Genomic DNA, 24,246 nt, shown 5'->3' with positions numbered 1-24,246 from the left:
ATCTAGAATAATCACGTAAATGTGCTCAACGGTTAAACTTGCTTCGAATTGATGATTATTGCGTCAACATTATTTGGCGTTGTAATAGACGTAAGTGAGACTAAATATGAAGCCAACCGCACTAAGCGAGCCGTATAGTGACAAAAAAGAGCCCTTATCTAAGTTTAAATCGTTAAAACTCAAAACCTACCTTCGTTTAGAAAACAATCCTCTCGTCGAGCTTATTTCATCGCATTCCCATTCAACTGATTTTACGCATAAACGGTCGGATTATATTCGTAGACGTTTATGGATTATGTGTTTGTTTTTCGCATTTTCGGTGCCCTTATTTGGCTTTTTTGATTTTCTAACACTCCCGCAAGCACATGCACAAACCTTACTTGTGGCGCGTATTTCGCTCTCGGTGGCACTGTTTATTATGGCTTATCGCGTAAAACGCTCGTCTTCGGTGAGTTTAATAAAACATGTGATTGCACTGTCATTTTTATGTCCATCGTTGTTTTATTTGTGCATTATGCTGACGTTTAACAGCCTTGATAGTGTGCCGTTAATTTTTACCATGATGCCGTATTTAACATTGGCAATGATCGGGTTATTTCCACTGACTATTCGCGGTGGTGTGATTTTAATTAGCCTGATTTTTATTCCATTTATGCTAGTACAAGCGCACTTTTTTAACGGTGATTATTGGCATTTGTTTAATGGCGTTTGGCTATTTGGTTTGTTTGCCGGTATTAGCCTGTGGCTGCAAATTGCACAGCTTTCAATGTTGATGAATTTGTATCGTGAATCAACGGTTGATCCGCTAACAAAACTGATTAATCGACGCGTCATGTTGCGTCGTATTGAACAACTTAAACAACAAAATATCGGCTTTAGTGTGGTGATGTTTGACCTCGATCGCTTTAAACGAATTAACGATACCTATGGGCATCTTGCAGGCGATAATGTGTTAAAGGTGGCGTCGCACCTTATTAAAAGCAAATTAACACGTAATGATATTGTTGCACGTTATGGCGGCGAAGAGTTTGTGGCAATTTTACCGAATACACAAACCATACAAGCAATTAGATGTGCTGAGCAAATTGCATTGGCGCTAAAAGCAGAGCCGATAAAAATGAGTGATGAAAACAGCATTACAATCACATCGAGTATTGGTGTTACCCAATACCAACGTGGTGAAGCAATTGAAATGATGTTCAAACGTGTTGACGATTTGCTTTACGACGCCAAAGAACTTGGCCGTGATAGAGTAGTATCGGACATAACGTAACCCTTGAAGAGTTACGTTACTAAGCAATTTATGCGTGTTGGGCTTTGATTGCTTTGGCGAGGCTCAATAAATCAAATCCTTTACCTATATCGAGCTGCATAAACGCCAATATTGCATGCATTACAACTAATATTTGTTGATGCGCTTTTGGATTATTAACGATATCTGCTTTTGCTGCGGCTAAGCCATTTTGTTGATAGGTTTTTAACAGCCTAACGGAATGCTCCTCACCAGTGAGCGCTCTTGGCTTGGGTGTATAACCTAATTCAGCAACTACGCGCTCAGCTAAGGTCCACACTGACCATGGATTCTGCCCCGTTATAAGCTTACCATCTTGCACTACTTGCTCTAGATATTGCGGGCCTGGCTGAAATGTTGCGCCACGTGCAATCAGCTTATCTTCGAGCAAAAACGGAAAGAGGGTTTTTGCATCGGAAATTAAAAATAACTCTTCTTCATTGGTAAAGCCCGATACGGTTTTGCCTTCGAGTAAATGCGAGCCATCATCCAAGGTAACATTTACCAGTGCCGCAGGGCCGTGGCAAACGGCACTTACAACCTTGTTATCTTGATACAAGGCTTTGGTGATCCGTTTCACATCGCTGTTATCGGGAAAATCAAACATGGTACCTTTCCCACCAACAAAATAAACCGCCTGATAATCATTTGGGTCAACTTGTGATAGTAACAAGGTATTTGCGACCTGTGCTTGAATGGTTTTGTCGTTTAAAAATGCGTAATCGTAAGCCCCCATATCTTCACCATCAATAACTACAGGCGGCTTACCACCTTTAGGGCTTGCAATATCTACCTTAAAACCGTTTGCAGTAAACACCCAATAGGCTCTGGCAAGCTCGGTATGCTCGTAGCCTGTTGGTTTATCTTGCCCCATTTTGTCAGTGCTGGTGACAACTGCGAGGATTTTTCCGCGATAGGGTACGGGGTTTTCGGTGATATAAGGTAAATCATTGACTTGCGTATTTTTTAGCGCCGTAAAGTGGGCTTTATCGGGCAGTAAGCTTTTAAGCCAAGTTTTGGTGCCGTAAAGTGAAGCAATACCAATCGCGGCAATGACAGCTATTGTAATGACTAATTTTTTAATCATAGTTTCAGTTCCTGTTACGTTGTTTGCCGTTACACTAACGTGCCAGGTGTGAAAAAAGCGTGAAGGAAGATCGATTCAGATTTTTAAATTCTCTATACTGGCGGCAGTTTAAAGCCAAATAAGCAAGAACTATGTATACAATTGAAATTGGGCAACTTGAGCAAATGGTGCAAATCGAGCAGGCGATTCCTGAATTTTCATCGCCAAAAAAACTCGCCGATATTAAATTACGCCTTGCTGATAAACGCCATTTATTGCTTATTGCCTATCACAATAGCGAACCGATAGGTTATAAACTCGGTTATGCATTAAACGATACAACGTTTTACAGCTGGTTAGGTGCTGTGGTGCCAAATCATCGCGGTCAAGGTCTTGCTCAAAAAATGTTATTGCAGCAAGAGAGTTGGCTACAACAACATGGGTTTACTGCTGTTCAGGTAAAAACCATGAATCGTTTTCGAGCGATGTTGGCAATGCTTGTCAAAAACAACTATGCAATAATTGGTCTTGAAAAAGCGCCAAGTTTTCAAGACCATAAAATTCGATTTGAAAAATTACTTGGCTAAAAAAATATGCACGGAGGCAAAGATGTATAAAATAGTAATAGGGTTGGTGATAGCGCTTTCTTTAGTTGTTGGGGTGATTGCTGCCGCAGCGTTTACGCCAGCGCTTGGTTTTACCTTTTTGTTTTTGATATTTGCCGGTGTAATTGGCTATCAAGGTTATTTGCTCTCTGCGTTGATGTTAGTATTTATTAACACATTAGCCGTGTTGGCAAGTCCTGGCATCGCTAACGCCACGCTATCGTCGTTGGCAATGCTGGCTGGCATTTTTAGCGTGGCATTTGGTGGTGTGATGCTAGGTGTTAAAAAACAGTTCGCACTTGGGTCATCATAACTAAAACACCACTTGGTAAATGACTTGTGGAATGCGCAAACGGTCAATTTCGCGTTCTAAATCACGAATATCATGGCGAATTTCGCGCTTAATATCATCGTTTGTTTCATTACGATATTGCTCTTTGAGGCGGTATAAGCGCTCTTCCAGCTGTTTGATTTCCTCGTCGATATCATATTGTCGTTTACCTTTGTTGTAGTTTTTAACGAATGACTCGTTTAAACACACTCCGTTGTATGTTTGTCCGGCACGACCAATGCGATAGCCATTTTCTGGCGTGCAGTACACTTTGTTGCCTTGTTCGTATCCTTCTTGCCATTTTTTGGTGTTTACATCGATGTTTACTTCCGCACAAGTTTGACGATAGTCATTGACCCGACTGCGCTTATAGCCGCTTTGACCGTCACTGTATCCTAAGTTATACCAATCAGCGGTTTTACATTTTTCTGGTGAAATAGCTGCGCAAGCGCTAAGTGATAAATAAATAACGGCGAGGCTAGCTGTTTTATAAAGTGTCGATAAGGTCATAGTCTTTCACAGTTTTGAGTAATTGTTTCAAAAATAGAAAATACGCCATGAATATTAACTGAACACGCGCAACCATTTACGACATATTTTGCAATACTTTATGGCTTTAACTTAGGTACGTTGCGGCGTAACATAAGGGTATTGTGTCAGGTTATAATGACCTGAATGCCTAATTATACCAATTTTTACTGATTAAGCGGCTCACCTAGCCAACGTTATAACCACGGTAAAAATTTATGTATTCAGCTCTTTATAACTTTTAAAGGGCACAATTATGATTAACACACATCCTAATATCGTTATTATTGGCGGTGGCGCAGGCGGCCTTGAGCTTGCAAGTAAATTAGGACAAAAATTAGGAAAGTCACAACGCGCAAACATTACGTTAATTGATAAAAACCGCACGCACATATGGAAACCCTTGCTGCACGAAGTAGCTACAGGCTCGCTCGACACCAGTTTAGATGGCGTGTCGTATTCAGCTCACGCAGCAACCCACGGTTTTCAATTCATTTTGGGCGAGTTTATAAAACTCGATACCAACGACCAAACTATCAGTTTAAAACAACATAATGACGATAACGGCAAAGTATTATTGCCTGAGCGCACTATTCACTACGATAAACTCATTATTGCAATTGGCAGCATTAGTAATGATTTTAATACCCCAGGTGTTGCCGAACATTGCTACTTTTTGGACTCTCAACAACAAGCAGAGCGTTTTCAGCATGCGCTGCTAAATAGCTTTACGCGCGTTCATCAAAACTCAAACGGTGAAGAAAATACTAAATCAAATTCACTTTCAATTGCTATCGTGGGTGGTGGCGCAACTGGGGTTGAGCTAAGCGCTGAACTTATTCATGTTTCTGGTTTGTTAAAACACTATGGCTTAAGTGAATTTAAAAGTACGCAGTTACGTATTCATTTAATTGAAGCCGGGCCGACTATTTTACCCGCATTGCCAAAGCGTATCAGTGATGCAGCGAGGCGTGAACTACTCAATTTAGGCATTCAGGTGCTTGAAAATACACGTATTAGCGAAGCCAATCAGCATGGTTTTGTCACCGCTGAGGGCGAGGAGATTGCGGCTGATCTAATGCTGTGGGCAGCGGGTGTAAAAGTGGCTGATTTTATAAAAGATATTGACGGATTAGCGTTTAATCGCAGTAACCAAGTATTGGTCGACCCGTATTTGCAAGCCAAAGGAGTAGAGCATGTTTATGTACTTGGGGATGCGTCGGCATGTGAGCAATCTGATGGTAGTTTTGTGCCGCCGCGTGCACAAGCAGCGCATCAAATGGCAAGTAATTTAGCGAGTAATATTGTTGCTGAACTTAGCGGCAAAGCTAAAACACCGTTTAAGTACAAGGATCATGGCTCGCTTGTGAATTTATCGCGCTTTAGTGCGGTAGGCAGTTTAATGGGTAATTTAACCAATAACAGTATGTTTATTGAGGGAAAATTAGCACGCTTAATGTACGTATCTTTGTATCGCATGCATCAAAATGCCATTCACGGACCTTTAAAAACCATGGCGCTTTGGCTGTGTGAAAAGCTAATGCGTAGCGTAAGGCCAAAAATGAAACTACATTAGAACAACAGCGCAGAGTCTATTAGATTTTTAGCTTGGTGATTAACAGCATGTTAATCACCTGCTACACTGCAACACAAATAATGTTATTCAAGGTAGTAGAATGAATCCAATTATTGCACTGTTAAAAGAAAACAACATTAGCGATGAGCGTATTAATGAGATTTTTCAGGTGCTTACTGAAAACCCAATGGCTGCAATGCTAACCATTAGTCAATTAGGCTTACCTCAAGATAAACTGCAACTAGTGATGGGACAGGTGATGCAAAACCCTGCACTTATTAAAGAAGCAGTCGCGGAACTCGGCCTTGACTTTTCAAAGGTTGAAGCCGCAAAAGCGCAGCTTAACAAGTAACAGTATTTATCAGCGGTTTCATCGCTGAGTTAATTGCTATATCCAATAGCAAACGTATAAAAGGCCAGAGTAATCTGGCCTTTTTAATTTATCTTGCGCTTTGCTAAGACAAACTCAGTTTGAGAGTTGATGATTCTGGCGAGTTAAATGCCCAGCTAATGGGAATGATATTTATTATTTTAGAACAACACGTTAAGAAGTGTTCCTTGGCACTACTTAATTTACCTAGCGCTATGATTGCCAACATACTTATTAAAATTGGGATTGTTTGATGGCAATCAATTGATTGTTGTTAAACTTAAATGTCGCAAACTCAGTGACGATGGTATTGTCACTTTCACTAATCAACATATTGGGCTCGGCTTGCCTGAGCAAATGAAGTATATCGCTTTTACTGTATTGCGCGCTGCCTTTCACGATTAACTTGCTTAAGTGGTCAATAGTGTGGTTTGCATCTTGATATGATTGGCTTAAGTAGGTGTAGCTTACACCTTGATCAATCACCACATAGAGCCAAAACAGGTTGCTTGTGAATAGCACGAACAAGGTTGTAAAAAAGAGCACTTTCCATTTTTTCATAAACACGTCCTTATGATGACGTTTCTGGTTTATTGTGAGTCGGGTTTTACGGCCTCGGCGTACCAAGTGAATTGTGTTGAATGCGTGATCACTTTACCGACCAGCTGATCATTGATGAGTTTTACTTTATGCACTGGCATCCAAGATTTGGCATGTTTAGTCACACCACAACCGATTAATAACAGCTCATTATCAGCATTGATTAATTCGATTAAGGAAAAGTCACACCCATAGCCATATTGGTCGTGATATTGTCCGCTAAGTTGTCCGTTTTGCTGAGTTAACTCAAAGTGTTTAGGGTATTTAATTTCACCAAAGTAAGTGTTTGGTGTTTCAACTTTAGTGACATGCCATTTGCCTAAAAATGGGTTTGCATAAAGAGGGCTTGCAGCGAGTAACAGGGATGTAACGAGAAAGAAAAAACGCATGATTGTCCTTATTCAGCATTGTTTGAAATACAAAAACCTCACATAAGTGAAGTTTTTGTATGTTACATCAATATGATGCGGCGTTATAGCAATAAGCCACACGGCCTTTAAAAACGCGTCGTTGGCTTTGATTATTGTGCGTGTTTTTGTAACACCAGTTCATTTAAGCAATGTACCACATTGCCACTTGCAACTTCCGCTTGCTCGAAATGATGTATGATGCCGTCAAAAATACCATTGTCTCTAAGCCAGTCTTGCTGCACCAGCTCTATGGCTTGGCGTACATGCTGATGCACCGTTTTATGGTGTTTATCAAGCGCTTTAAAGGAAGCTAGACGCGAGAATACCGCGTTGCCTTCCCCGTGATGATACCACTGACCAAGACGGCACTCAGTGTGAGATTCTTGCACAGCATCAGATTCTGCACCAAGCCCGCCTTTTTCAGCGCCAATGTAGCCATTTTGCATGTAGATGATGTGATCAATTTTAACCAGTGAGGCGAATGCACGATCTTTGGTTTGGCCCACAACATTGATAGTGCGCTCGGCCGATGTGGCTATAGTGTCAAATTCGGCCGAGAAGGTCGTCATTTCATCGCCAATTTGTTTCGCGCTGTTGCTCACTTCATAGGTTTGCTGCACCATGCTTTCTACGCGTGAGGTTAGCCCTGAAATAATTGCAGTAATTTCGTCGGTTGATTCACGTGTTTTTACCGCTAAATGACGCACTTCATCGGCAACTACAGCAAATCCGCGGCCTGATTCACCAGCACGTGCGGCTTCAATTGCTGCGTTTAACGCCAATAAGTTGGTTTGTTCAGAAATATCGCTAATTAATCGTATTGTTTGCTCGATACGGTTACTGTCGTTCGCTAATACATTGGCGGTTTCTTCTACCGTATGCATGCGCTCGTTAACTTGCTCAATAGCATGCTTTAATTCTGCGACGGTTTTGTGGCTAAAATCAGCGCCTTGCTTACTTTCGATAGCCATCGCCGCAACATCGTCCATATCGGTTGATAACGCTGCCATTTGGTGTTGCGTGTCTTTTAAATTATCAAGTAAATTGCTGGTGTTAAGGTGGTGCATTTCGCTTAGCAGGCGATTTTGCCTTGCAAAGTTATCGGCTTGTTCCATTGCTTCAATCGCCACATTAACGTTATTCATGATGTAAGCGAATTCTCCGGGCAAGCCTTGCACTAACCCCTTGCGGTGAAATTCGCGTTTTCCGGCGCGCGAAAAACTGTTCGAAAACTCTTTAAAATTGGTCTCTACGATATCGAGAAAATCATTTAGCTGCCATGCAACTTGACCAATTTCACCAAGCCCTTTGGTGCGGGTTACTCGCACATGTGTTTTGCCTGCAATTGCTTCAGTGAGTGTCAGGTGTATCGCTTTTAGCGCGTTAAGTGGGTGTTTTTGATCTTGGTACGCAAAAAAGGCAAACACCATGGCCAAAAGCGGCGATAAAATATTAATTAAGCTGATGCCACTGGTGACTATATTATTAATGGCAACCAGTAAATTTAAGGCGACAAAGGTTACGCAGGCAATAAACAGTTTTTGGCTCAAAAAAGGAATGTTTTTGCTTACATTGCTTGTATGGTTTGGCATAAAAATCTCCTTATTCTGCGGCGTAAAGGTCTAATACAAAGGCTTCATAACTGGTGTTGTGGTGGGTTTGCAAATACTCATTTAACCAACACCATGCGCCGTTGGCCCCATCACGTTTACCGTGTTGCGCTTCTACTTGCTGCATTTTTTTATACATCTCGCTAATTGTTTTTATTGCTGCGTCAGGCGGAGAACGCCTTACAGAAAAGAAGCCTTGTATTTCGCCGTTAACCAGATCAGGTGTGACATTTGCAAATACCCAATAATAATCGCCATCGGCAGTGAGGTTTTTAACGAAACCAAAGAATTCTTGCTTGGCTTTTAGGGTTTTCCACATGCCGTAATACACACCTCTTGGCATATCTGGGTGACGAATAATGTTATGTGGTTGGCCAATGAGTTTTGATTCAGGAAAGTTACTTACCCGCATAAAGGTGCGATTGGCGTAGGTAATATTTCCACGTATATCGGTTTTGCTAATGATGAGTTCGTCTTCAGCAAAATGAATTTGCTGTGAAGCGCTTGCTAATTTGGTCACGACGAGTGTTCCAACAAATTGATTTAATAACGGTATTTTATGTTTGTTGGCAAGTGTTAAAACTGCACTAAATCAAAAAATTAGTGCATTTATAAAACTTTGATTGTGAAAAGCGTATTTTTTATGTGTTTGATCAAGTTAATCCCACATAATTATTTTAACTATATGTTTAAATGAGAATTATTCTTTCAAAGTGGGGTGGCATTAGCTAAAAAAAACTTAAATGTTAACTAAAAGCCCCTCGCTTAATAGGGTTAAATCAATTAAAATATCGCAAATTTTTTCGCAGTAGTGAGTTGTTATGTCGTTACCTCCATGTCCTAGTTGTAAATCAGAATATGTATATCAAGATCAAGATAATCTTGTTTGTCCAGAATGCGCGTTTGAGTGGAATCCTGAGGAGCAAGCAAAAGAGGATCTTATCGAGGTAACAGATGCGAATGGCGCATTATTGGTTGAAGGTGATAAAGTTACCGTAATTAAAGACCTAAAAATCAAAGGCAGTTCGCAAGTGATTAAAATTGGCACCAAAGCACAAGTTCGTCGCGTGTTCGATAAAAAGGATCACGAGCTTGACTGTAAAGTAGATGGTGTTGGCGAAATGATGGTAACTGCGAAGTTTGTTAAAAAAGCATAATTGCGTTTCACCAAATTTATAAAAAACGGCAGGCGTAATAGCTTGCCGTTTTTTTATAGCGTTTCAATTTAGTTTGAGCAATTTTTCGCAAGCCTATTTAACGGTACTCTTCCATTAGTCTTTGCTTGAGCTCGAAGGTTAATTAACCCCTTGCATCATTCTTAGCTGATTAACCATTTGCGCTATTTGTCGGTCGTTAGGCATTAGACGCGCAAGGTTTTCAGCATAAAATAACGCTTGCTTAAACTGGTTTAACGCAATGTAAATTTGCGTCAGGCTATAGCTAATATCTGGGTTTTTCGGGGTAATCGCATAGGCCTTTTCAAAATAACGAATTGCTTGGTGAATATTCTTTTGGTCTTGCAGCAATAACGCGTAAGTGTATAAGTAATTTGCATTTTCAGGGGCAAACCGAGTGGCATTTTCTAGGCTTTTAAGTGCATTTTTCTTTTCATTGCTGCGTATTTGGCTCATTGCTAATGCGTAGAAAACATCGCTTGCCTCATGATTGACACTGAGCGCCTGCTTAAGAATATTTTGCGCTTTTGATTCATCACCTTGCTGGCGATATAAATCCGCAAGGTTTACATACGCTGGCATAAAAATAGGTTCAATGTTTATCGCATCGAAATAGTGCATTTCTGCGGCTTTAGGCTCTGCCAACTCAAGCGCTAACAAGGCTAAATTAGAGTGTGAAAATCCACGTTCCGCGTTAAATTCTTGGCTTTTTTTGTAATCGTTTAGTGCGGCGTTTAAACGCGTCTTATCTTGCTCTGATAGTTCATTTGGAAAGGGCGCGTTCAACATGCCGGCTAGTGCGCGCGCTGCCTCAATACGTACACTGTGGTGAGTTGAATCTAATAAAACATTAAAAAGACGCCAGCGGTCGGTCACTGGATAGGGGGTTGCAGCATTAATAGCGGCGATGTGTTTGAGTGGCGATGGGTCTTTTACTGCCCGCGCAATCGCAACTAACGCGTTATTACCGGGAGTATCGCGCATACGATTGAGTGCTGAGGCACTAACAATGCTCAAATACTGTTTATCTTGCGCGATACGGGTCAGTAATTCAGCGGCGTTTGGCGCACGCTCGTCGGCACGGTGAAAGCTGGTGGCAAAGTGTGCTTTGCCAATATGTTTACTATTTGGGTGCCACGTTTTAATTTGCGAAACCGCCCAGCTTGCCGTTTGATCTTGGTGACATTGATTACACGCATTACTGACACCTGTTTTAATCGTTAAATCGGGTCTTGGCACTTTAAAACTGTGGTCGCGACGGGCATCAACTTGCATGTAAGTCGTGGTGGGCATATGGCAATCTACACATTGGCTGCCAATTTCATTAGTTGTGTGGCCATGATGTTTTGGTGTATCAAAAGTGGTGCTTGCATGGCATTGAGTGCAGGTTAAATTACCTTGAAGTTTTAACTTACCACTGTGCGGGTTATGGCAGTTAGTGCAGGTGACACCTGCTTGGTACATTTTACTTTGCACAAATGAGCCCCAAACATAATTTTCATCCCATACTTGACCATCGACTTGGTAGAGTTCTGGGGTTATTAATGCCGGTTGAAATGCATTGAAAAAATCATGAGGTCCTTGGCGGTCAGCCAAATTTGAACGTCGGCCGTGACAGGTGGCACACATAGTAACTTGTTTGGATTCTTTTAAAGGCGATACGCTTTTCATCGTGCCATCAGCCTGGCTATGAAATAGCGGGGTTTTTTGCCCAATAACATGGGTAAAGCCTTTGTTTTTGATTTTGTTATTACCACTCGCCCACTTTAAGTGTTGTTCACTGTCGCCGTGACATGCGTTGCAGCTGACATTAATAGCGGAAAACGTTGAGTTAAAGGTGTTACTTTTGAAGTCGAAGTTCTTTTGAAAGTCAGTAGAGTGACAATCGGCGCACATATGGTTCCAATTTTGCCCTTTTTGACTCCAGTGAAAGGCGTCGGTTTCACTCTGCTGTGGATGAAGTACAAACCAGCGCTGACCTCCATGTTGTTTACTTCGGCTGTCCCATGCAAATGGAAAAAACTGGTAATGACCGTTACCAAAATCAAACATATATTGTTGCAAAGGATGATAGCCAAAGGTATATGCCACGGCGTAAGTTGTTAATTCGCCAGTAAGGTTTGGCATTTCAATATAAAAGCCACTGTCTTTTTTGAAAAAGCGTGCTGTTTGGTTTTTATAAGCTAAGTTTGCGTTGTCAAAGTTACCTAAAATTGACGAGTCGCTTGCGACTTCCATGGCATGAAAGTGGTGTGAAGTCTGCCAATCAGCAACTTGGCTTTGGTGGCATGTAGCACAAACCTGTTCCGGCTTTTGCGTTGGTAGCGCATAGGCAAAGGTACAAAATGCGCTGTAACTTAAAATAAAAAAAGCGAGCCAAGCCCTAAACATAATCCATTGTCTTTTTATTGTTTTTCAATCTTATAACAAGTTGTAGGTGTAAACGCAAAGGCAAAAGTGTTGGTAATTAAACGGTTCTAAAGTTATGTAATGTTAATAACAACCTCGTTTGTTTGTAAAGCGAGTGAATAGTAAACATAATCGTGCGTGAATGAGTTTAATGGTTAATGTGTTGTGCTCTGAACGCGTAATTTTCTGGTTAATTTTATCAGTAATTTTGCCATCAAAATATATGGCTAGAACAAGTGCGAGTAAGGTAACTGAAGGGGCATATATAAATGAGGCAATCACATCACCTTTAAGAGTTAGGTTAACTATTAAAGGTATTAAAATAACGATAGCGGCAAATAATCGGTAACTGATTAATATTAGTTGAAACATTGCATAGGCTCATAGTACTTGCTTGAATGGTTAATACTTTAGAGCCTAAATTTGTCAGTGACAAAAGGATAATATTCATCATGATGGTGAATTACATTCATCTATTTGTTGTGCCATATAACTCAGGAGATGTTTTTAGCCAATTTATAAAATGCCTAATCTCTTCACGTCCCTCATCTTCTTCACGACACACAGCGTATAACCCACGGTCAAATGACACAAACTCGTTGAAAGGTGTTACTAATGTTCCGTTTTCTAATTTTTTATTTTCTATAGGGAATATAGCTAATGCTAAACCTAAACCTTGGCTTGCGGCATTAATGGAAGAGTCATATTGACTAAAAGTGAGTACTCGTTTGGTGTTTGTCAGCTCCACCTTCACAGCGCGAGCCCATTGTTGCCAAATATCCTCCATATCAGCTAAGTCTATTAGCGGTAATTTATTAACATCGCTCAATTTACTTGCTTTTTGCGTTGCTAGGAATGTGTGCGAACAGACAGCAGCAATAGACAAGTCTATTAGTTTTTGGCTGACAGTATTGGGCCATTGCCCGTTACCGATCCTTATAGATAAGTCAATATCATCGTGGCGCAGATCAGCAACTTGGTTACCTGTTTCAATTCTGAGTTCAATGTCTGGGTGTTGTGCTTGAAAATCACCTAAGTTTGGAATAATGATACTACTGGCCATGGTTGTAAAACATGAGATTTTTAATGCTTGTGATGAAAAGCGATTACGGGTTTTACGTGTACCTAGTTCAAAGCAATCAAGCCCTTGTTGCACATAATTTAAATACATCTCGCCCGCGTTATTGAGCGCAACTCCCCGGCTTTTGCGATGAAACAAGCTAAACCCTAATTGCTGCTCAAGGGCTTTTATTTGATGACTTATCGCAGAGGGCGTTATACATAGCTCATTACTGGCCGCTTTAAAGTTTTGGTGACGTGCCGCTGCTTCAAAAATACTGAGTAGATGAAGCGGCGGGTATTTATGTTTCATCGAAAACACCATGTGAACGTATTGACTAGCACAATTAATTTACGCTTAAGGTGAATTGTATTCAACCTTTTAATTACAGTCTCTATTTCTTGCCTGAGCAAATCATGGCTTTAGTTTAAAAACACGGTACAATAAAAAATCATAAATTTTAATGAGTTGTAAAATGACCGCTGTGAGAAAAATAATAAGCAAGGTGGCGTTTGAGTTAATTGTAATCACCTTAGGTGTATTGGTCGCACTTGGCATTAACGCTGGGTACAACACTTATCAACAACGACAACAAGCCGAAGTGTTATTGGGTAAAATTGCTTACGAACTCACGCAAAACATACAGCGATTAGAGAGTGCTGCAACTGCTTATAACGATAACATTATTAAGTCGCAGCGTTATGTCGCCGACCTGGAAGAAACCGGTGAATCGCAAAGGTTTGAGTTTGTATTAAAAATGCTCAATGTTGATCAAGGGGCATGGCGTTTTTCACAAAGTCGTGAGGAGTTAAATACCTTACCTGTTGAGCTGTTAATCGCGCTCGACCTTGCCAATCGCAGTAATACTGAAGCCAAACATATGGTGAACACCTTTATATTTGAAGGCCATGACGATTTAAGTGAATTCTCAGATAGCGATTTAAATGAACGTTACTTAGACGGTGTGGAGCGCGAATTTAAACAAATTAAGTTTTATGTGGATTATGCGTTAATGAGTTCACAGCAAGCGCTTTCACGTTTAAAAGAATACCGCGACACGGGCAAATTAGTTGCACGTAAAGAGAATGTAACCCTCTCGACAGAACTGTAATACGTGAAAGTACTTTTCGATATTGATAAGGATATCACTTTGAAAAATTGGGTATGTGCATTGGCTGCCTGTATGTTAGCTGCATGTGGTTATTTTGGAGCACCTGAGCGCGAATTTGATTCCACGGCTAAACAGCTTAATTTAGCCAATACCGTTGAAGGGGCGTGGCAGCGGGTTTGTTTTATTACGCCATACACAGATAATCAGCGAGCCCAGAAGGTGTTAGGGTTTAGCTTCGATGTTGAAAAATTAACTCGTATCAAAACCAATGATGGCGTGACTCTGTTAGTTTTTATCGAGGACAATCAGGTAGAACATTATTTTGAAACACCACGCAGCAATATTGATTTTACTAGCGTTACGCCTACATGCATTGACCGTGAAAATGCCCATTTTAAACTTGAGAGTAACGGCAACTGGACCCGCGCGGTTTTTAGCGGTAGAGGAGAGTAAGCCCCTATGGTTTCGATTGAAAAGTTAAACCAAACCCATGTTATTCGACTTGCCAACGTAACATTGGCAAGTGAGCAATTAAAGTTTGCGTGCAGTGCTAAGGAGTTTATTCAAGAAGTCGATCCAGCGGTGCATTTACATGTAATTAAACAAGATGATGAGATCATTGGCTTTTTTAAGCTCGATACCCATTACAGTAAGCATTACGATTTTTGCCCAACTGACGGTTTAGGGCTGAGATCGTTTGTAATTGACGAAAAGCAACAAGGAAATGGCTTAGGTAAGCAGGCGATTGCTGCATTACTTAAATATTTAACACAGTACTATGGCGATTATAATTGGCTTTACCTAACCGTTAATTGTAAAAATGACATTGCACAACGATGCTATCAAAAAAGCGGTTTTACTGAGGCTGAATCCTTTTATTTAGGTGGCCCTGTTGGCCCGCAACATATTATGTATAAAGCGTTATAAGCAACCAAAAGTCAGCTTCATATTAACGCGTTACAACAACATATACACATTAATCTGTATAAATCGCTTTCTATTTCAACTGGTCAGATATACAGTGAAAAATAAAAGGAATGCGATTATGAAATATACAGGTAGTTGTCACTGTAAAGCGGTGCAATTTGAATTTGAAAGTCCACCTATTAAAGATGCGTTGCAATGTAATTGCTCAATTTGCATTCGTAAAAATGCGATTATGTCTAAACAATGTTTTAGCGCGCAGCAGTTTACACTGATTTCTGGCAAAGATGCTTTGAACACCTATCACTGGGGTGATCACGATGTACATCATTATTTTTGTAAACACTGCGGCATTTATCCGTTCCACGACACCCTATACCAGCCGGGCGAGTATCGTTTGAACTTGGGGTGTGTTGATAATCTTGAACCGCGTGATTTAACAATTACCTATTTTGATGGTCGCAATGAATTGTAGCAAAGTGGGTTGTTGAGTTTTATTCGATTGATAAAACTGAACGTAAATTTCGTATTAATTAATTTTATTGTTAGCAGCGAGTTGCTCATAATAGCCTTGTTACTTAGATAACACTGGAGAACAAAATGAGTACATTAATCAATTCGTTAAAACAAGCACTGACGCCAGGTGCAACGACACCAAAGCAGGTATGCAATTACCCCAACAATTACTATGGCGACCAATGTTGTAAATAATCGCTTAACTGAAAATTGCGACAATATAATGCACTGCTTACGCTGGAAGCTAGCTGCAAAGCAGTGTATTTTACCCTTTTATTTTAGACCGTTAGGGATGTTGTCATTGTGACGCAAAAAAATTTATTAAAGGCTGAACGTGTCGCGTTTATTTTAGATGAACTTGAAAAGCGTTACCCAAATCCTCCCATTCCGCTTGACCACAGCGATCCATATACCTTATTAGTTGCGGTTCTTTTGTCGGCGCAATGTACTGATGAAAGGGTAAATCAAGTCACGCCAAAACTATGGCAACTAGCCGATAACCCGTTTGATATGGCAATGCAAACGGTTGAGGATATCCAAGCAATTATAAGACCTTGTGGGCTATCGCCGCAAAAGTCCAAAGCCATTAAAGTACTGTCTGAAATGCTTGTTGCAAATCATAATGGGCAAGTGCCACAAGATATGACTATTTTAGAAACGCTGCCAGGTGTGGGCCATAAAACAGCTGGTGTTGTAATGGCGCAGGCATTTGGTGTACCGTCGTTTCCAGTCGATACACATATTCACCGCCTTGCACAACGTTGGGGGCTAACCAATGGTAAAAATGTGGCGCAAACCGAAAAAGATTTAAAACGACTTTTCCCGAAAGAGCGCTGGAACGATTTGCATCTGCAAATTATCTATTATGGACGTGAGTTTTGCACTGCCCGTGGATGCCACGGTTTAGTATGCCCGATCTGCACAACATGTTATCCTAATCGAAAGCATCCTAAAGTGATTAAAAAACCTTAAGGTCTGTTTAATAGTGTAGCTTTACCCCGAAGGTAAATAGCGATTTCCTCTTATTGTCATTTAGTTCATTTAAAACAAGCAAACTATACTCTTTCTGTTTTGTTAAAAACATAAACTAAAATATCAATAAAGGTAAGCAGTTCCCCAGTACTTCATATCAATTCGTATTCTGTATTACTAATACATAAATCGTAATGCAGCAGCATGCTCTAATATTTATTCATTGAATGTTATATTTAGGTGTAAATATCGTTAACATTTTGAGTGTTAATACCGATACCAAATAGGTATATTAAATTTGTAACCTGTTATACAAAACAATAATAAAGGCAGTATTATGAAAATGCGCACCAAGTTAATTGCGGGATTCGCCATCACCGTAATTGTGCCTATTCTGGCAATCGCAATGCTCGCACTCTCGCAGGCGAAAAGTGATGGTTTCACTCGGTTTTTAGCAACCACCCATGCTGAGATCCGCCAAGTAGAGAAAGGCTTTAATCTATTTTTTCAACAAGTTAAACATAATGCTGACTTTTTAGCACAGGCCAATGTTGTAAAAAATGTGCCAACAGATGTCACCACATATCTGGGCGCTGAAAAGTCGATGGACCCGCTGGCAGCAGTGGCCGGCGAGGCAGATATTTTTACTCTGTATGAAACCTTTGGCAAAACGCATCAAGAGTTGCTGTTTGTTTATTTGGGCACAGAGCAGGGTGGCTTTATTCAATACCCAGCAGAGCCACTTGGAAATTATGACCCGCGTCAGCGCCCGTGGTATAAATTAGCACAAAGCGCCAGAGGCAAAACCGTTATTACCGAACCTTATCAAGGTGTAACAGGGCAAGCCATGGTGTCAGTGGCCAAAGCGATTAATAACGACAATGGTCAATTTGTTGGTGTGCAATCCCTTGATGTGACCTTAGCCACACTGACCGATATTGTATCGAGCATTAATATTGGGGAAACAGGCTATTTAATTTTGGTTGATGGCTCGGGCACTGTGCTTGCTGACCCCAAAAATGCTGATAACAATTTTAAAGCCATTTCTGAATTGTCGTCACCGATTTATACATCGCTCGCGGATAACCTATCAAGCAAATCATTTACGATTGAAACCAGTAATAACACGTTAGAAGCAACCACTTATTTTTCAGATGAGCTAAATTGGCGATTTGTTGCTGTCATCGAGCAAGATGAAATTCTGCAATCAGCATCAGAAATGAAGGTATTTATTGGCATTATTGCATTGATAATGATTGCGCTATTTGTAGTGGTTGGCGTGATTTTGGCTAATCGCATTGTTTATCCGATAGAAAAAGTTTCTGAAGGTCTTAAAGAAATAGCACAAGGTGAAGGTGATTTATCGAAACGCCTTGATGTGATTGGCAACGATGAAATTAGCCAGTTAGCAAAATGGTTTAATCAATTCCTATCAACAATTAACGATCTTGTTAAAGATATAAACCATAAATCACAAATTCTAAATGATGCGGCCACTGTGTCGGGCGCAAAAGTCACAGAGATTATGAACGCAAGTCACGAGCAAGAGGGAAGCAGTGAAGAAGCTGCAAGAGGCACGGCATCACTTGCTGACGTAGCAAAACAAGTCTCTGATGATTGCACTATTGCTATGAGTGATATTGTGCAAGCAGAAAACTTTGCTGATGAAGGTAATAATGATGTCAGGCTCGCGGTGAATGAAGTAACTAGTTTAAACGACTCGTTAAGCGAATCATCACAGGCCATGACGCAACTTGAAAAAGAAAGTGAAAATATCACCAAGATACTTGATGTGATCCGTGGAATTGCAGAACAAACCAACTTGTTAGCACTGAATGCGGCGATTGAAGCAGCGCGTGCTGGTGAGCAAGGGCGAGGCTTTGCGGTGGTTGCTGATGAAGTACGTACACTGGCAAAACGTTCACACGAATCAACCGAAGAAATCGATAAAGTTCTCAACAGCTTAATTGAACAAACCCGCTTGATGTCAGATAAAATGGCAAGCAGTGTTACGCGCTCACAAGACGCCATCGAAAAGGCAGAAAAAGCACATAACTCGTTTGATGACATTAGTAGTGCGGTTAGTAAAGTTAAGCAACTGATTTCACAAATTTCAGATGCCGCGCAGTCTCAGTATGACGCTGCTGATGAGATTAATCGCGACATAACAGGTATTAGCGATTCGGTAAAATACACCGCTGGCTCTGCCGATGAACTCGCTGAAGGCTCTCAGCAACTCGTTGCATTATCGGAAGATTTACGCAGTTTGGTAAATCGCTTTCACGTGAAGTAATACGCCTATTGAGCTTGGCAAACACACTGTTGCCAAGCTTTAATCTCCCGTTTAAAAAAACCGTAAATCTACCTCTATACTTTACCTTTCTGCACATCATAGGGTGAAAAAGTGGTCTACACTTTAGATGAATCAGCCGTAGGTTAATGCTATGTCACGTTGTGTATTATGTTTTTTTGTTATGTGTTGCTTAGCGTTTTTTGTGCATGCCAACGAGGTTTCGCTGCCAAAAAATAACGCCGATATTTCTGAAGTGATCCATTTTCTTAAAAAGAATTCCATCAACAGTCCAAAAATAGTCATAAGTTATATAGAAGACAACAAGTTAACGCAAAAAGCGTTTAGCAATGAAGAGAAAATTAAAGTATTAAGTTATTACGCTCAGGCAAATCAATTTATAGGCGAAATTGAAAAAGCCAACGCTATGTTAACTGAAGCATTTACCATAATCAGTAAGGGCTCTGTATCAGCAGACACACAGGCTATTGCCTTGTTTGTGCGCGCTGCAATAAGCAGTGAAACGACACAATACACACAAGCAATAAATAATTTAAATATGATTATTGCACTTTACCCTAAAGATAGTAATAACAAAAATATTGGTAAGGCTTATCAAACCCTCGCAGATACGTATCTACAGATAAATGACTACAAAAATACCTTTGATGCGCTATACAAAAGCCAATTTGTTTTTAAGGCAATTAAAGATCAAACCATGCTCGCTGTGAGCTATGGTCGCCTTGGTTCGGTGTATCGTTCAATTGGGGATTTCGATAAAGCCCTTGAAAATATGCTTAAATCACTCAAAGCATTAGAGGGTACCCAGGCTGAAAGGCGAGTTGCTATTACCTATAACAACACCGCAATTATCTATAAAGACTTAGGCCGCTATGATGAAGCGATTAACTTACACAAACGATCGCTCAATCTAAAAGAAAAAATTGGTTATCAGCGTGGCATGGTTTATTCCTACAATAACTTGGGCGAAACGTATCGACTAAAAGGTGATAAAGTACAGGCGCAGCGCTACTTAGATGAAGCACAAGCCCTTGCGGTAAAGCTTAATAATACCATGTTACTTGGTTCTACTTATTTATATCGAGCGCGCATAGCTAAACAAAACAAACAGTTAGAGCAAGCGTTAACGCATCTAGATAATGCCATGGCGATTTACCAAAAACGAAATTCAAAAGCACGTATATCGGAAGCATGGGTTGAATATGGCGATATTTACTTCGCGCAAGGCGATTTTGTAAAAGCTGAAAATAGCTATCAACAAGCGATTGAATTAAGTCAGGCTGTGCAAAAAAATGTCGTGACTTTTGCCGCCTATGAGGGCTTAGTGAACGCGTTAAAACAACAGCAAAATTACCAAAAAGCACTTAACGCATTGATTGTCTATCAAGGGTTAAAATCGGCCTTATTCGATAAGCAAAGCCAACAGCGACTTGAATCCTTAATTGTAGAAAATCAATTATTTAACGCCCAGCAAAAACTAAAGTTTGCTCAGCAAGAGGGTAAATTAAAGCAGGCCGAGTTAGAGCGGGTAGAAACACACCGAAACTGGAGCGCTTTTACCCTGGTTGTTGTTTTTATTATTAGCTGGTTAATTTATCGAAAAGTGCAGCAGCATAATCGTATAAAAGTAGAGATCGAAGCGCGCAAAGCATTAGAAGAAAGCGAGCGAAGACTCAACCTCGCACTTTGGGGCAGCGGCGATACGCTCTGGGACTGGGACTTAACTAGTGGCGAAATTACGCGCGAAAACTTACCGACTTACTCGCGCTTTTCATCAAATGCATCCGGGCTTGATGCAAAAGCACTGAAAGAATTTGTGCACCCCGACGACTATTCATCACTTACCGATGCGTTTGACGCCCATATTCGCAATAAAACGCCGTTTTTTGAAGCGAGTTATCGGGTGCTAGACAAACAAGGTGAATGGCGCTGGCTGCTTGATAGGGGGAAAGTAGTTGATACCGATGAGCATGGTAAAGCATTGCGCATTACCGGAACGCAACGAGATATTACCAAACTAAAGCAACAAGAAGTTGCGCTATTAGAGTTAAACAGCGAGCTTGAGCAGCGCGTTGCTCAAAGAACGACTGAACTTGCAACTATGAATCAGCAATTGATGCATACAATTGAAAAATTAGAAGTTGCTCAAGAGTATATTATTGAAGCCGAAAAACACGCAGCACTAGGCAGTATGGTTGCGGGGCTTGCCCATGAAATAAATACGCCGCTCGGCACTGCGATCACCGCAGTAAGCCATCTTAAAATGCAAACAGTGACCACAGAGTCGCAATTTAAAAGTAAAACCTTATCAAGCCAAGCGTTTGAGAGTTTCTTAAATGATGTAAATAACAGTAGCGAATTGATTGAAAGTGGGGTTGGTAAGGCGGGCGAACTGGTAGAGCGCTTTAAACTACTTGCCGGTAAAAATAGCGCACAAAAGCCGACTGTGATAAACCTTGCGACCCTACTATTAGAAAGCTTTAAAGTGGCGTTAAACACGTTGCAACGTGACCCCGAAACTGCCAACTTAACCATCAGTGGTGATGTGGAGTTAGTTAGTTTTACGGCAACATTAGCGCAAGTATTTAATATTCTAGTAGAAAATGCGTTACTGCATGCTGAGGTACCGTATGTAGAAATAACCTGTGAACTATCTAAAGTAGGCTCAGGTGCTGAAATAAATTTTTATGATAACGGTAAAAACATTCAGGTTGGCGATGAAAAACGGATATTTGAGCCTTTCTATACACGAAAACGGCAGTGCGGATATGCAGGACTTGGTTTGCACATTGCCTACAATAACGTAACCCAAGACCTTAATGGCAGTATTGAGTGTTACCGCGATGCAAGCAAAGGGCTCGGTTATAAAATAAAGTTACCCTCTATTGAAAGTTAAAAATTTAACTGGCTAGGTGTTCAGAATTAATGATATCTGGACGTCTTTATTGCCTGCCTTAAGTGCAAAATGAAACGAGAGAATGCCAGCTTTTCAAGACAAAAGTAATTAACTAAGGTTATATTTATCAACCATTTAAATCTAAGTTAGTGAAGTGCCTTTATCATTTGTAAGCGTCATTAAATACGTTTAAATATAGACAATTTACAACTAACGTTTAATTGCGTTTTATGCCTTACGCTTTCCTAGTATAAAGTTGCTAATTTACCTCAATATGAAAAGAATTTTAGTACCCGTTTTAATTACATATTGTTATAACTTATTGTTTTACTTGCTGTGTAAAATCACATAATCTGGAGATGGCATTCTTATGACAATTAACTAAAGGACGTTATAAGTGACAAGGACGAAATCTCAAGTTTATTTACAAGTTGCAGCTAATACGCAACAACAAAACACAACGGAAATTCTACTTAAAGTACTCGAAACATTGTGCTTAAACGTAAAGGTAGAGTCGCTGTTCCCCGCAACAATCGAATCAACTGATAGTGCAGAGCTGTATTTAATTTGCGCTAAAGATGCGCCGTGGAATGATATGTTACCCAGTGCTCTGATTAATTTGGCGCGCCGCCATAAAGTAGTGATTTATGACGCGCATAAAGATAATATTTGCGAACAATTACTACTGCTTGCTAATGTTAAAGGCGTTTTTTACCAAAACGACACACCCGATGTCTTGTTTAAAGGTTTACAAAAAGTACTGAATAGCGAGTTGTGGTTTCAACGTGGTGCAATTTGTGATGCTTTTTCAAATCTGTTGGCGCTACAGTTACAACGGCAAGATAGTAACGGGCACAATGAGGCGTTAGACAAGCTTACCAACCGCGAACGCACCATTATTCGCTTGGTGTCGCAAGGCGCACAAAATAAAGACGTTGCTGAGCAGCTGCATATTAGTGATCATACGGTCAAAACCCACCTTTACAGTGCGTTTCGCAAAACTAAAGCGCGAAACCGCATTGAATTGGTTAACTGGGCACAACAGTTTTTGCCTTCGCTGGTTAAAAGCGGCATTGATATTAGTCACCAAAGTTAAATCCAATAAATAGCGTTTTGGATTAGCGATATTAATCGGTTAAGCGATTGACATTTAATACAAAAAAAGCAAAATCCGATGAGCTAACAACATCGGATTTTTTATGCCCGTGTCTTTAGTTATACACTAGCTTTATGATTCGAATCTTATATGTAAAACAAAAAAGGGCTTCAACGGGAAATTAGATGAGGTTATTTAAACTAGCGATGACCGTTACAGGTATTTTACTGCTTTCATCTATGCTTTTTTACAATAAGCATGGGATTGCATGCGAAGCAGCGCCGCTGCTTGGGTTTGAGCAAATTGATGCGGAAATTTATGTCGATGCAACATTAAGTCAAACAGAACGAGAATCCCTGATAACCTTTGTTGATAAAGCGAAAGAAAGGGTGAGTACAGCTTTTGGTGATATGAGTTCAACACCTCGTTATATAGTGACAAAAAAGAGTGCTCAATTTGGCTTTAACCCAACAGGCATGGCCAGGAGTTCATTAACACGAGAGTGTGTTTTTATTGGTCCTAAAGGCATCAATGTCGATGTTATCGCCCATGAAACATCTCATGCAGAAGTGTTTTATCGCGCAAATTTTATTACTCAAACGTTCAAAATAAAACCATGGTTGCTGGAAGGGGCTGGCACATATGTTGATTACAGGTCTGCCCTAAAGTTAGAAAATATTGCGCTTGATAAAGCTGTAGTAGAAAAAGTGACAATGTTATCCGATTTTTCGCCAAGCGATACATGGGCTTATCAAGCATCACGAGTTGCATTTGAGAGCGTAAACCCAAAAACGTTTTACAAAGGCATCGAGAGGTTAAACGAAGGTGAACGTTTCGAATCGGTTTTTGGTTATTCCAACTAGCGCGTATTTAGCTTAAGTAAAAAAGTAATCATGCCGACTTTTTGCCTTGTTTCAGTCGGCATGATGCGTGTTAATTTGCGCCTCGCTAAATTAGCTCGACTTTAAATTAATAATTACGCGTCTGTCGAAAAACAAACCTTCGTTATCTGCTGTGTCGTACTGGGCATCATCATCGCCACGGGCCATAATACTTACGCGCTCTTTGGCAATGCCGTTAGTAATGAGGTAGTTGGCGATGGCATTTGAACGAGCAAGCGAGAGCGCATGATTGTTCTGGTCGTTACCACGTTTGTCTGCGTAACCAAACAGTTCAACATGAGCTGATTTTTGCTGTGATAATAATGCCAATACTTGTTCTAATTGGGTATTATATAGCGGCTCGATTTCAGCAGTAGCCGTTCTAAATTGCACCATAAATGAAATGCTTGGTGCGACGTTACGTTTCGCACTTTGTACTTTTTGTTGTTTTGCTTTTAACGCGGCAAGTTGCAGCTGTTTTTGCTGACGGGCTTTAGCAAGGGCAATG

Annotated in this window: 24 protein-coding genes; 15 read left to right on the top strand and 9 right to left on the bottom strand. The window is 40.5% G+C overall.

Features of this window, described 5'->3' with window-relative positions; genetic code table 11:
• The first annotated feature begins 106 nt into the window (after window positions 1-106).
• Window positions 107-1,273, top strand: a complete 1,167-nt coding sequence (locus tag ACXAFE_RS17325; RefSeq protein WP_475155490.1) for a GGDEF domain-containing protein — start codon at window positions 107-109, stop codon at window positions 1,271-1,273.
• Window positions 1,274-1,301: 28 nt separating this feature from the next.
• Here ACXAFE_RS17325 and ACXAFE_RS17320 read toward each other — a convergent pair whose 3' ends face one another.
• Complete coding sequence (locus ACXAFE_RS17320; protein WP_475155486.1) at window positions 1,302-2,378, bottom strand: type 1 glutamine amidotransferase domain-containing protein; 1,077 nt, start codon at window positions 2,376-2,378, stop codon at window positions 1,302-1,304.
• Between the two features lie 131 nt (window positions 2,379-2,509).
• Between ACXAFE_RS17320 and ACXAFE_RS17315 the strand changes: the two genes are divergently transcribed.
• On the top strand, window positions 2,510-2,944 hold the full coding sequence (locus ACXAFE_RS17315; protein WP_475155482.1) for a GNAT family N-acetyltransferase: 435 nt from the start codon (window positions 2,510-2,512) through the stop codon (window positions 2,942-2,944).
• A 22-nt stretch (window positions 2,945-2,966) separates the two neighbouring features.
• Window positions 2,967-3,275, top strand: a complete 309-nt coding sequence (locus ACXAFE_RS17310; RefSeq protein ID WP_475155478.1) for a DUF6419 family natural product biosynthesis protein — start codon at window positions 2,967-2,969, stop codon at window positions 3,273-3,275.
• Here ACXAFE_RS17310 and ACXAFE_RS17305 read toward each other — a convergent pair whose 3' ends face one another.
• The gene (locus ACXAFE_RS17305; protein ID WP_475155475.1) at window positions 3,276-3,803 is read right to left on the bottom strand and encodes a DUF2799 domain-containing protein; all 528 of its coding nucleotides are present in this window, start codon (window positions 3,801-3,803) and stop codon (window positions 3,276-3,278) included. It lies immediately after the preceding gene.
• Window positions 3,804-4,077: 274 nt separating this feature from the next.
• Here ACXAFE_RS17305 and ACXAFE_RS17300 point away from each other — a divergent pair, with 274 nt between their 5' ends.
• Together ACXAFE_RS17300 and ACXAFE_RS17295 are read left to right on the top strand one after the other, a co-directional pair.
• Window positions 4,078-5,397, top strand: coding sequence for an NAD(P)/FAD-dependent oxidoreductase (locus tag ACXAFE_RS17300; RefSeq protein ID WP_475155472.1), 1,320 nt, complete (start codon window positions 4,078-4,080; stop codon window positions 5,395-5,397).
• A 100-nt stretch (window positions 5,398-5,497) separates the two neighbouring features.
• Window positions 5,498-5,749: a DUF2999 family protein gene (locus ACXAFE_RS17295; RefSeq protein ID WP_010559531.1), complete on the top strand. Its 252-nt coding sequence runs from the start codon at window positions 5,498-5,500 to the stop codon at window positions 5,747-5,749.
• Window positions 5,750-6,001: 252 nt separating this feature from the next.
• On the opposite strand, the gene ACXAFE_RS17290 is transcribed toward ACXAFE_RS17295, so the two are convergent.
• The 4 genes from ACXAFE_RS17290 to ACXAFE_RS17275 all read right to left on the bottom strand — a co-directional run bounded on the left by ACXAFE_RS17290 (window position 6,002) and on the right by ACXAFE_RS17275 (window position 8,907).
• Complete coding sequence (locus ACXAFE_RS17290) at window positions 6,002-6,328, bottom strand: Imm58 family immunity protein (RefSeq protein ID WP_475155466.1); 327 nt, start codon at window positions 6,326-6,328, stop codon at window positions 6,002-6,004.
• A gap of 29 nt (window positions 6,329-6,357) precedes the next feature.
• Window positions 6,358-6,756: a hypothetical protein gene (locus ACXAFE_RS17285; protein ID WP_475155464.1), complete on the bottom strand. Its 399-nt coding sequence runs from the start codon at window positions 6,754-6,756 to the stop codon at window positions 6,358-6,360.
• Between the two features lie 131 nt (window positions 6,757-6,887).
• Complete coding sequence (locus ACXAFE_RS17280) at window positions 6,888-8,369, bottom strand: methyl-accepting chemotaxis protein (RefSeq protein ID WP_475155461.1); 1,482 nt, start codon at window positions 8,367-8,369, stop codon at window positions 6,888-6,890.
• 10 nt (window positions 8,370-8,379) lie between these two features.
• A complete protein-coding gene (locus ACXAFE_RS17275; protein ID WP_475155459.1) occupies window positions 8,380-8,907 on the bottom strand; it encodes a PAS domain-containing protein in 528 nt (175 codons plus the stop codon).
• A gap of 301 nt (window positions 8,908-9,208) precedes the next feature.
• On the opposite strand from ACXAFE_RS17275, the gene ACXAFE_RS17270 reads away from it, so the two are divergent.
• Window positions 9,209-9,544, top strand: a complete 336-nt coding sequence (locus ACXAFE_RS17270) for a zinc ribbon domain-containing protein YjdM (protein ID WP_475155456.1) — start codon at window positions 9,209-9,211, stop codon at window positions 9,542-9,544.
• Between the two features lie 138 nt (window positions 9,545-9,682).
• On the opposite strand, the gene ACXAFE_RS17265 is transcribed toward ACXAFE_RS17270, so the two are convergent.
• Both ACXAFE_RS17265 and ACXAFE_RS17260 read right to left on the bottom strand, forming a co-directional pair.
• Window positions 9,683-11,953, bottom strand: coding sequence for a tetratricopeptide repeat protein (locus ACXAFE_RS17265; RefSeq protein ID WP_475155453.1), 2,271 nt, complete (start codon window positions 11,951-11,953; stop codon window positions 9,683-9,685).
• 487 nt (window positions 11,954-12,440) lie between these two features.
• A complete protein-coding gene (locus tag ACXAFE_RS17260) occupies window positions 12,441-13,343 on the bottom strand; it encodes a LysR substrate-binding domain-containing protein (protein ID WP_475155452.1) in 903 nt (300 codons plus the stop codon).
• Between the two features lie 172 nt (window positions 13,344-13,515).
• Here ACXAFE_RS17260 and ACXAFE_RS17255 point away from each other — a divergent pair, with 172 nt between their 5' ends.
• The 9 genes from ACXAFE_RS17255 to ACXAFE_RS17215 all read left to right on the top strand — a co-directional run bounded on the left by ACXAFE_RS17255 (window position 13,516) and on the right by ACXAFE_RS17215 (window position 23,720).
• A complete protein-coding gene (locus ACXAFE_RS17255; RefSeq protein ID WP_475155449.1) occupies window positions 13,516-14,142 on the top strand; it encodes a hypothetical protein in 627 nt (208 codons plus the stop codon).
• Between the two features lie 39 nt (window positions 14,143-14,181).
• The gene (locus tag ACXAFE_RS17250) at window positions 14,182-14,595 is read left to right on the top strand and encodes a hypothetical protein (protein ID WP_475155447.1); all 414 of its coding nucleotides are present in this window, start codon (window positions 14,182-14,184) and stop codon (window positions 14,593-14,595) included.
• Window positions 14,596-14,601: 6 nt separating this feature from the next.
• Window positions 14,602-15,069, top strand: a complete 468-nt coding sequence (locus ACXAFE_RS17245) for an N-acetyltransferase family protein (protein WP_475155445.1) — start codon at window positions 14,602-14,604, stop codon at window positions 15,067-15,069.
• Window positions 15,070-15,187: 118 nt separating this feature from the next.
• Window positions 15,188-15,541, top strand: a complete 354-nt coding sequence (locus tag ACXAFE_RS17240; protein ID WP_475155442.1) for a GFA family protein — start codon at window positions 15,188-15,190, stop codon at window positions 15,539-15,541.
• A gap of 344 nt (window positions 15,542-15,885) precedes the next feature.
• Window positions 15,886-16,554 (top strand): endonuclease III, encoded by a 669-nt coding sequence (nth, locus tag ACXAFE_RS17235; protein ID WP_475155441.1) that lies wholly within the window; start codon window positions 15,886-15,888, stop codon window positions 16,552-16,554.
• Window positions 16,555-16,891: 337 nt separating this feature from the next.
• Window positions 16,892-18,847, top strand: a complete 1,956-nt coding sequence (locus tag ACXAFE_RS17230; protein ID WP_475155439.1) for a methyl-accepting chemotaxis protein — start codon at window positions 16,892-16,894, stop codon at window positions 18,845-18,847.
• A gap of 151 nt (window positions 18,848-18,998) precedes the next feature.
• Window positions 18,999-21,761: a tetratricopeptide repeat-containing sensor histidine kinase gene (locus tag ACXAFE_RS17225; protein ID WP_475155433.1), complete on the top strand. Its 2,763-nt coding sequence runs from the start codon at window positions 18,999-19,001 to the stop codon at window positions 21,759-21,761.
• Window positions 21,762-22,158: 397 nt separating this feature from the next.
• Window positions 22,159-22,857 (top strand): helix-turn-helix transcriptional regulator, encoded by a 699-nt coding sequence (locus tag ACXAFE_RS17220; RefSeq protein ID WP_475155427.1) that lies wholly within the window; start codon window positions 22,159-22,161, stop codon window positions 22,855-22,857.
• A 185-nt stretch (window positions 22,858-23,042) separates the two neighbouring features.
• Window positions 23,043-23,720 (top strand): hypothetical protein, encoded by a 678-nt coding sequence (locus ACXAFE_RS17215; RefSeq protein ID WP_475155422.1) that lies wholly within the window; start codon window positions 23,043-23,045, stop codon window positions 23,718-23,720.
• A 90-nt stretch (window positions 23,721-23,810) separates the two neighbouring features.
• Here the strand turns inward: ACXAFE_RS17215 and ACXAFE_RS17210 are convergent, their stop codons facing one another.
• Window positions 23,811-24,134, bottom strand: coding sequence for an OmpA family protein (locus tag ACXAFE_RS17210; RefSeq protein ID WP_475157764.1), 324 nt, complete (start codon window positions 24,132-24,134; stop codon window positions 23,811-23,813).
• Window positions 24,135-24,246: the final 112 nt, after the last annotated feature.

This window comes from Pseudoalteromonas sp. ABV4_021 (assembly GCF_056159365.1).
The sequence above is the reverse complement of the archived record's forward strand: the minus strand, read 5'-3'. Positions and strand labels throughout refer to the sequence as shown.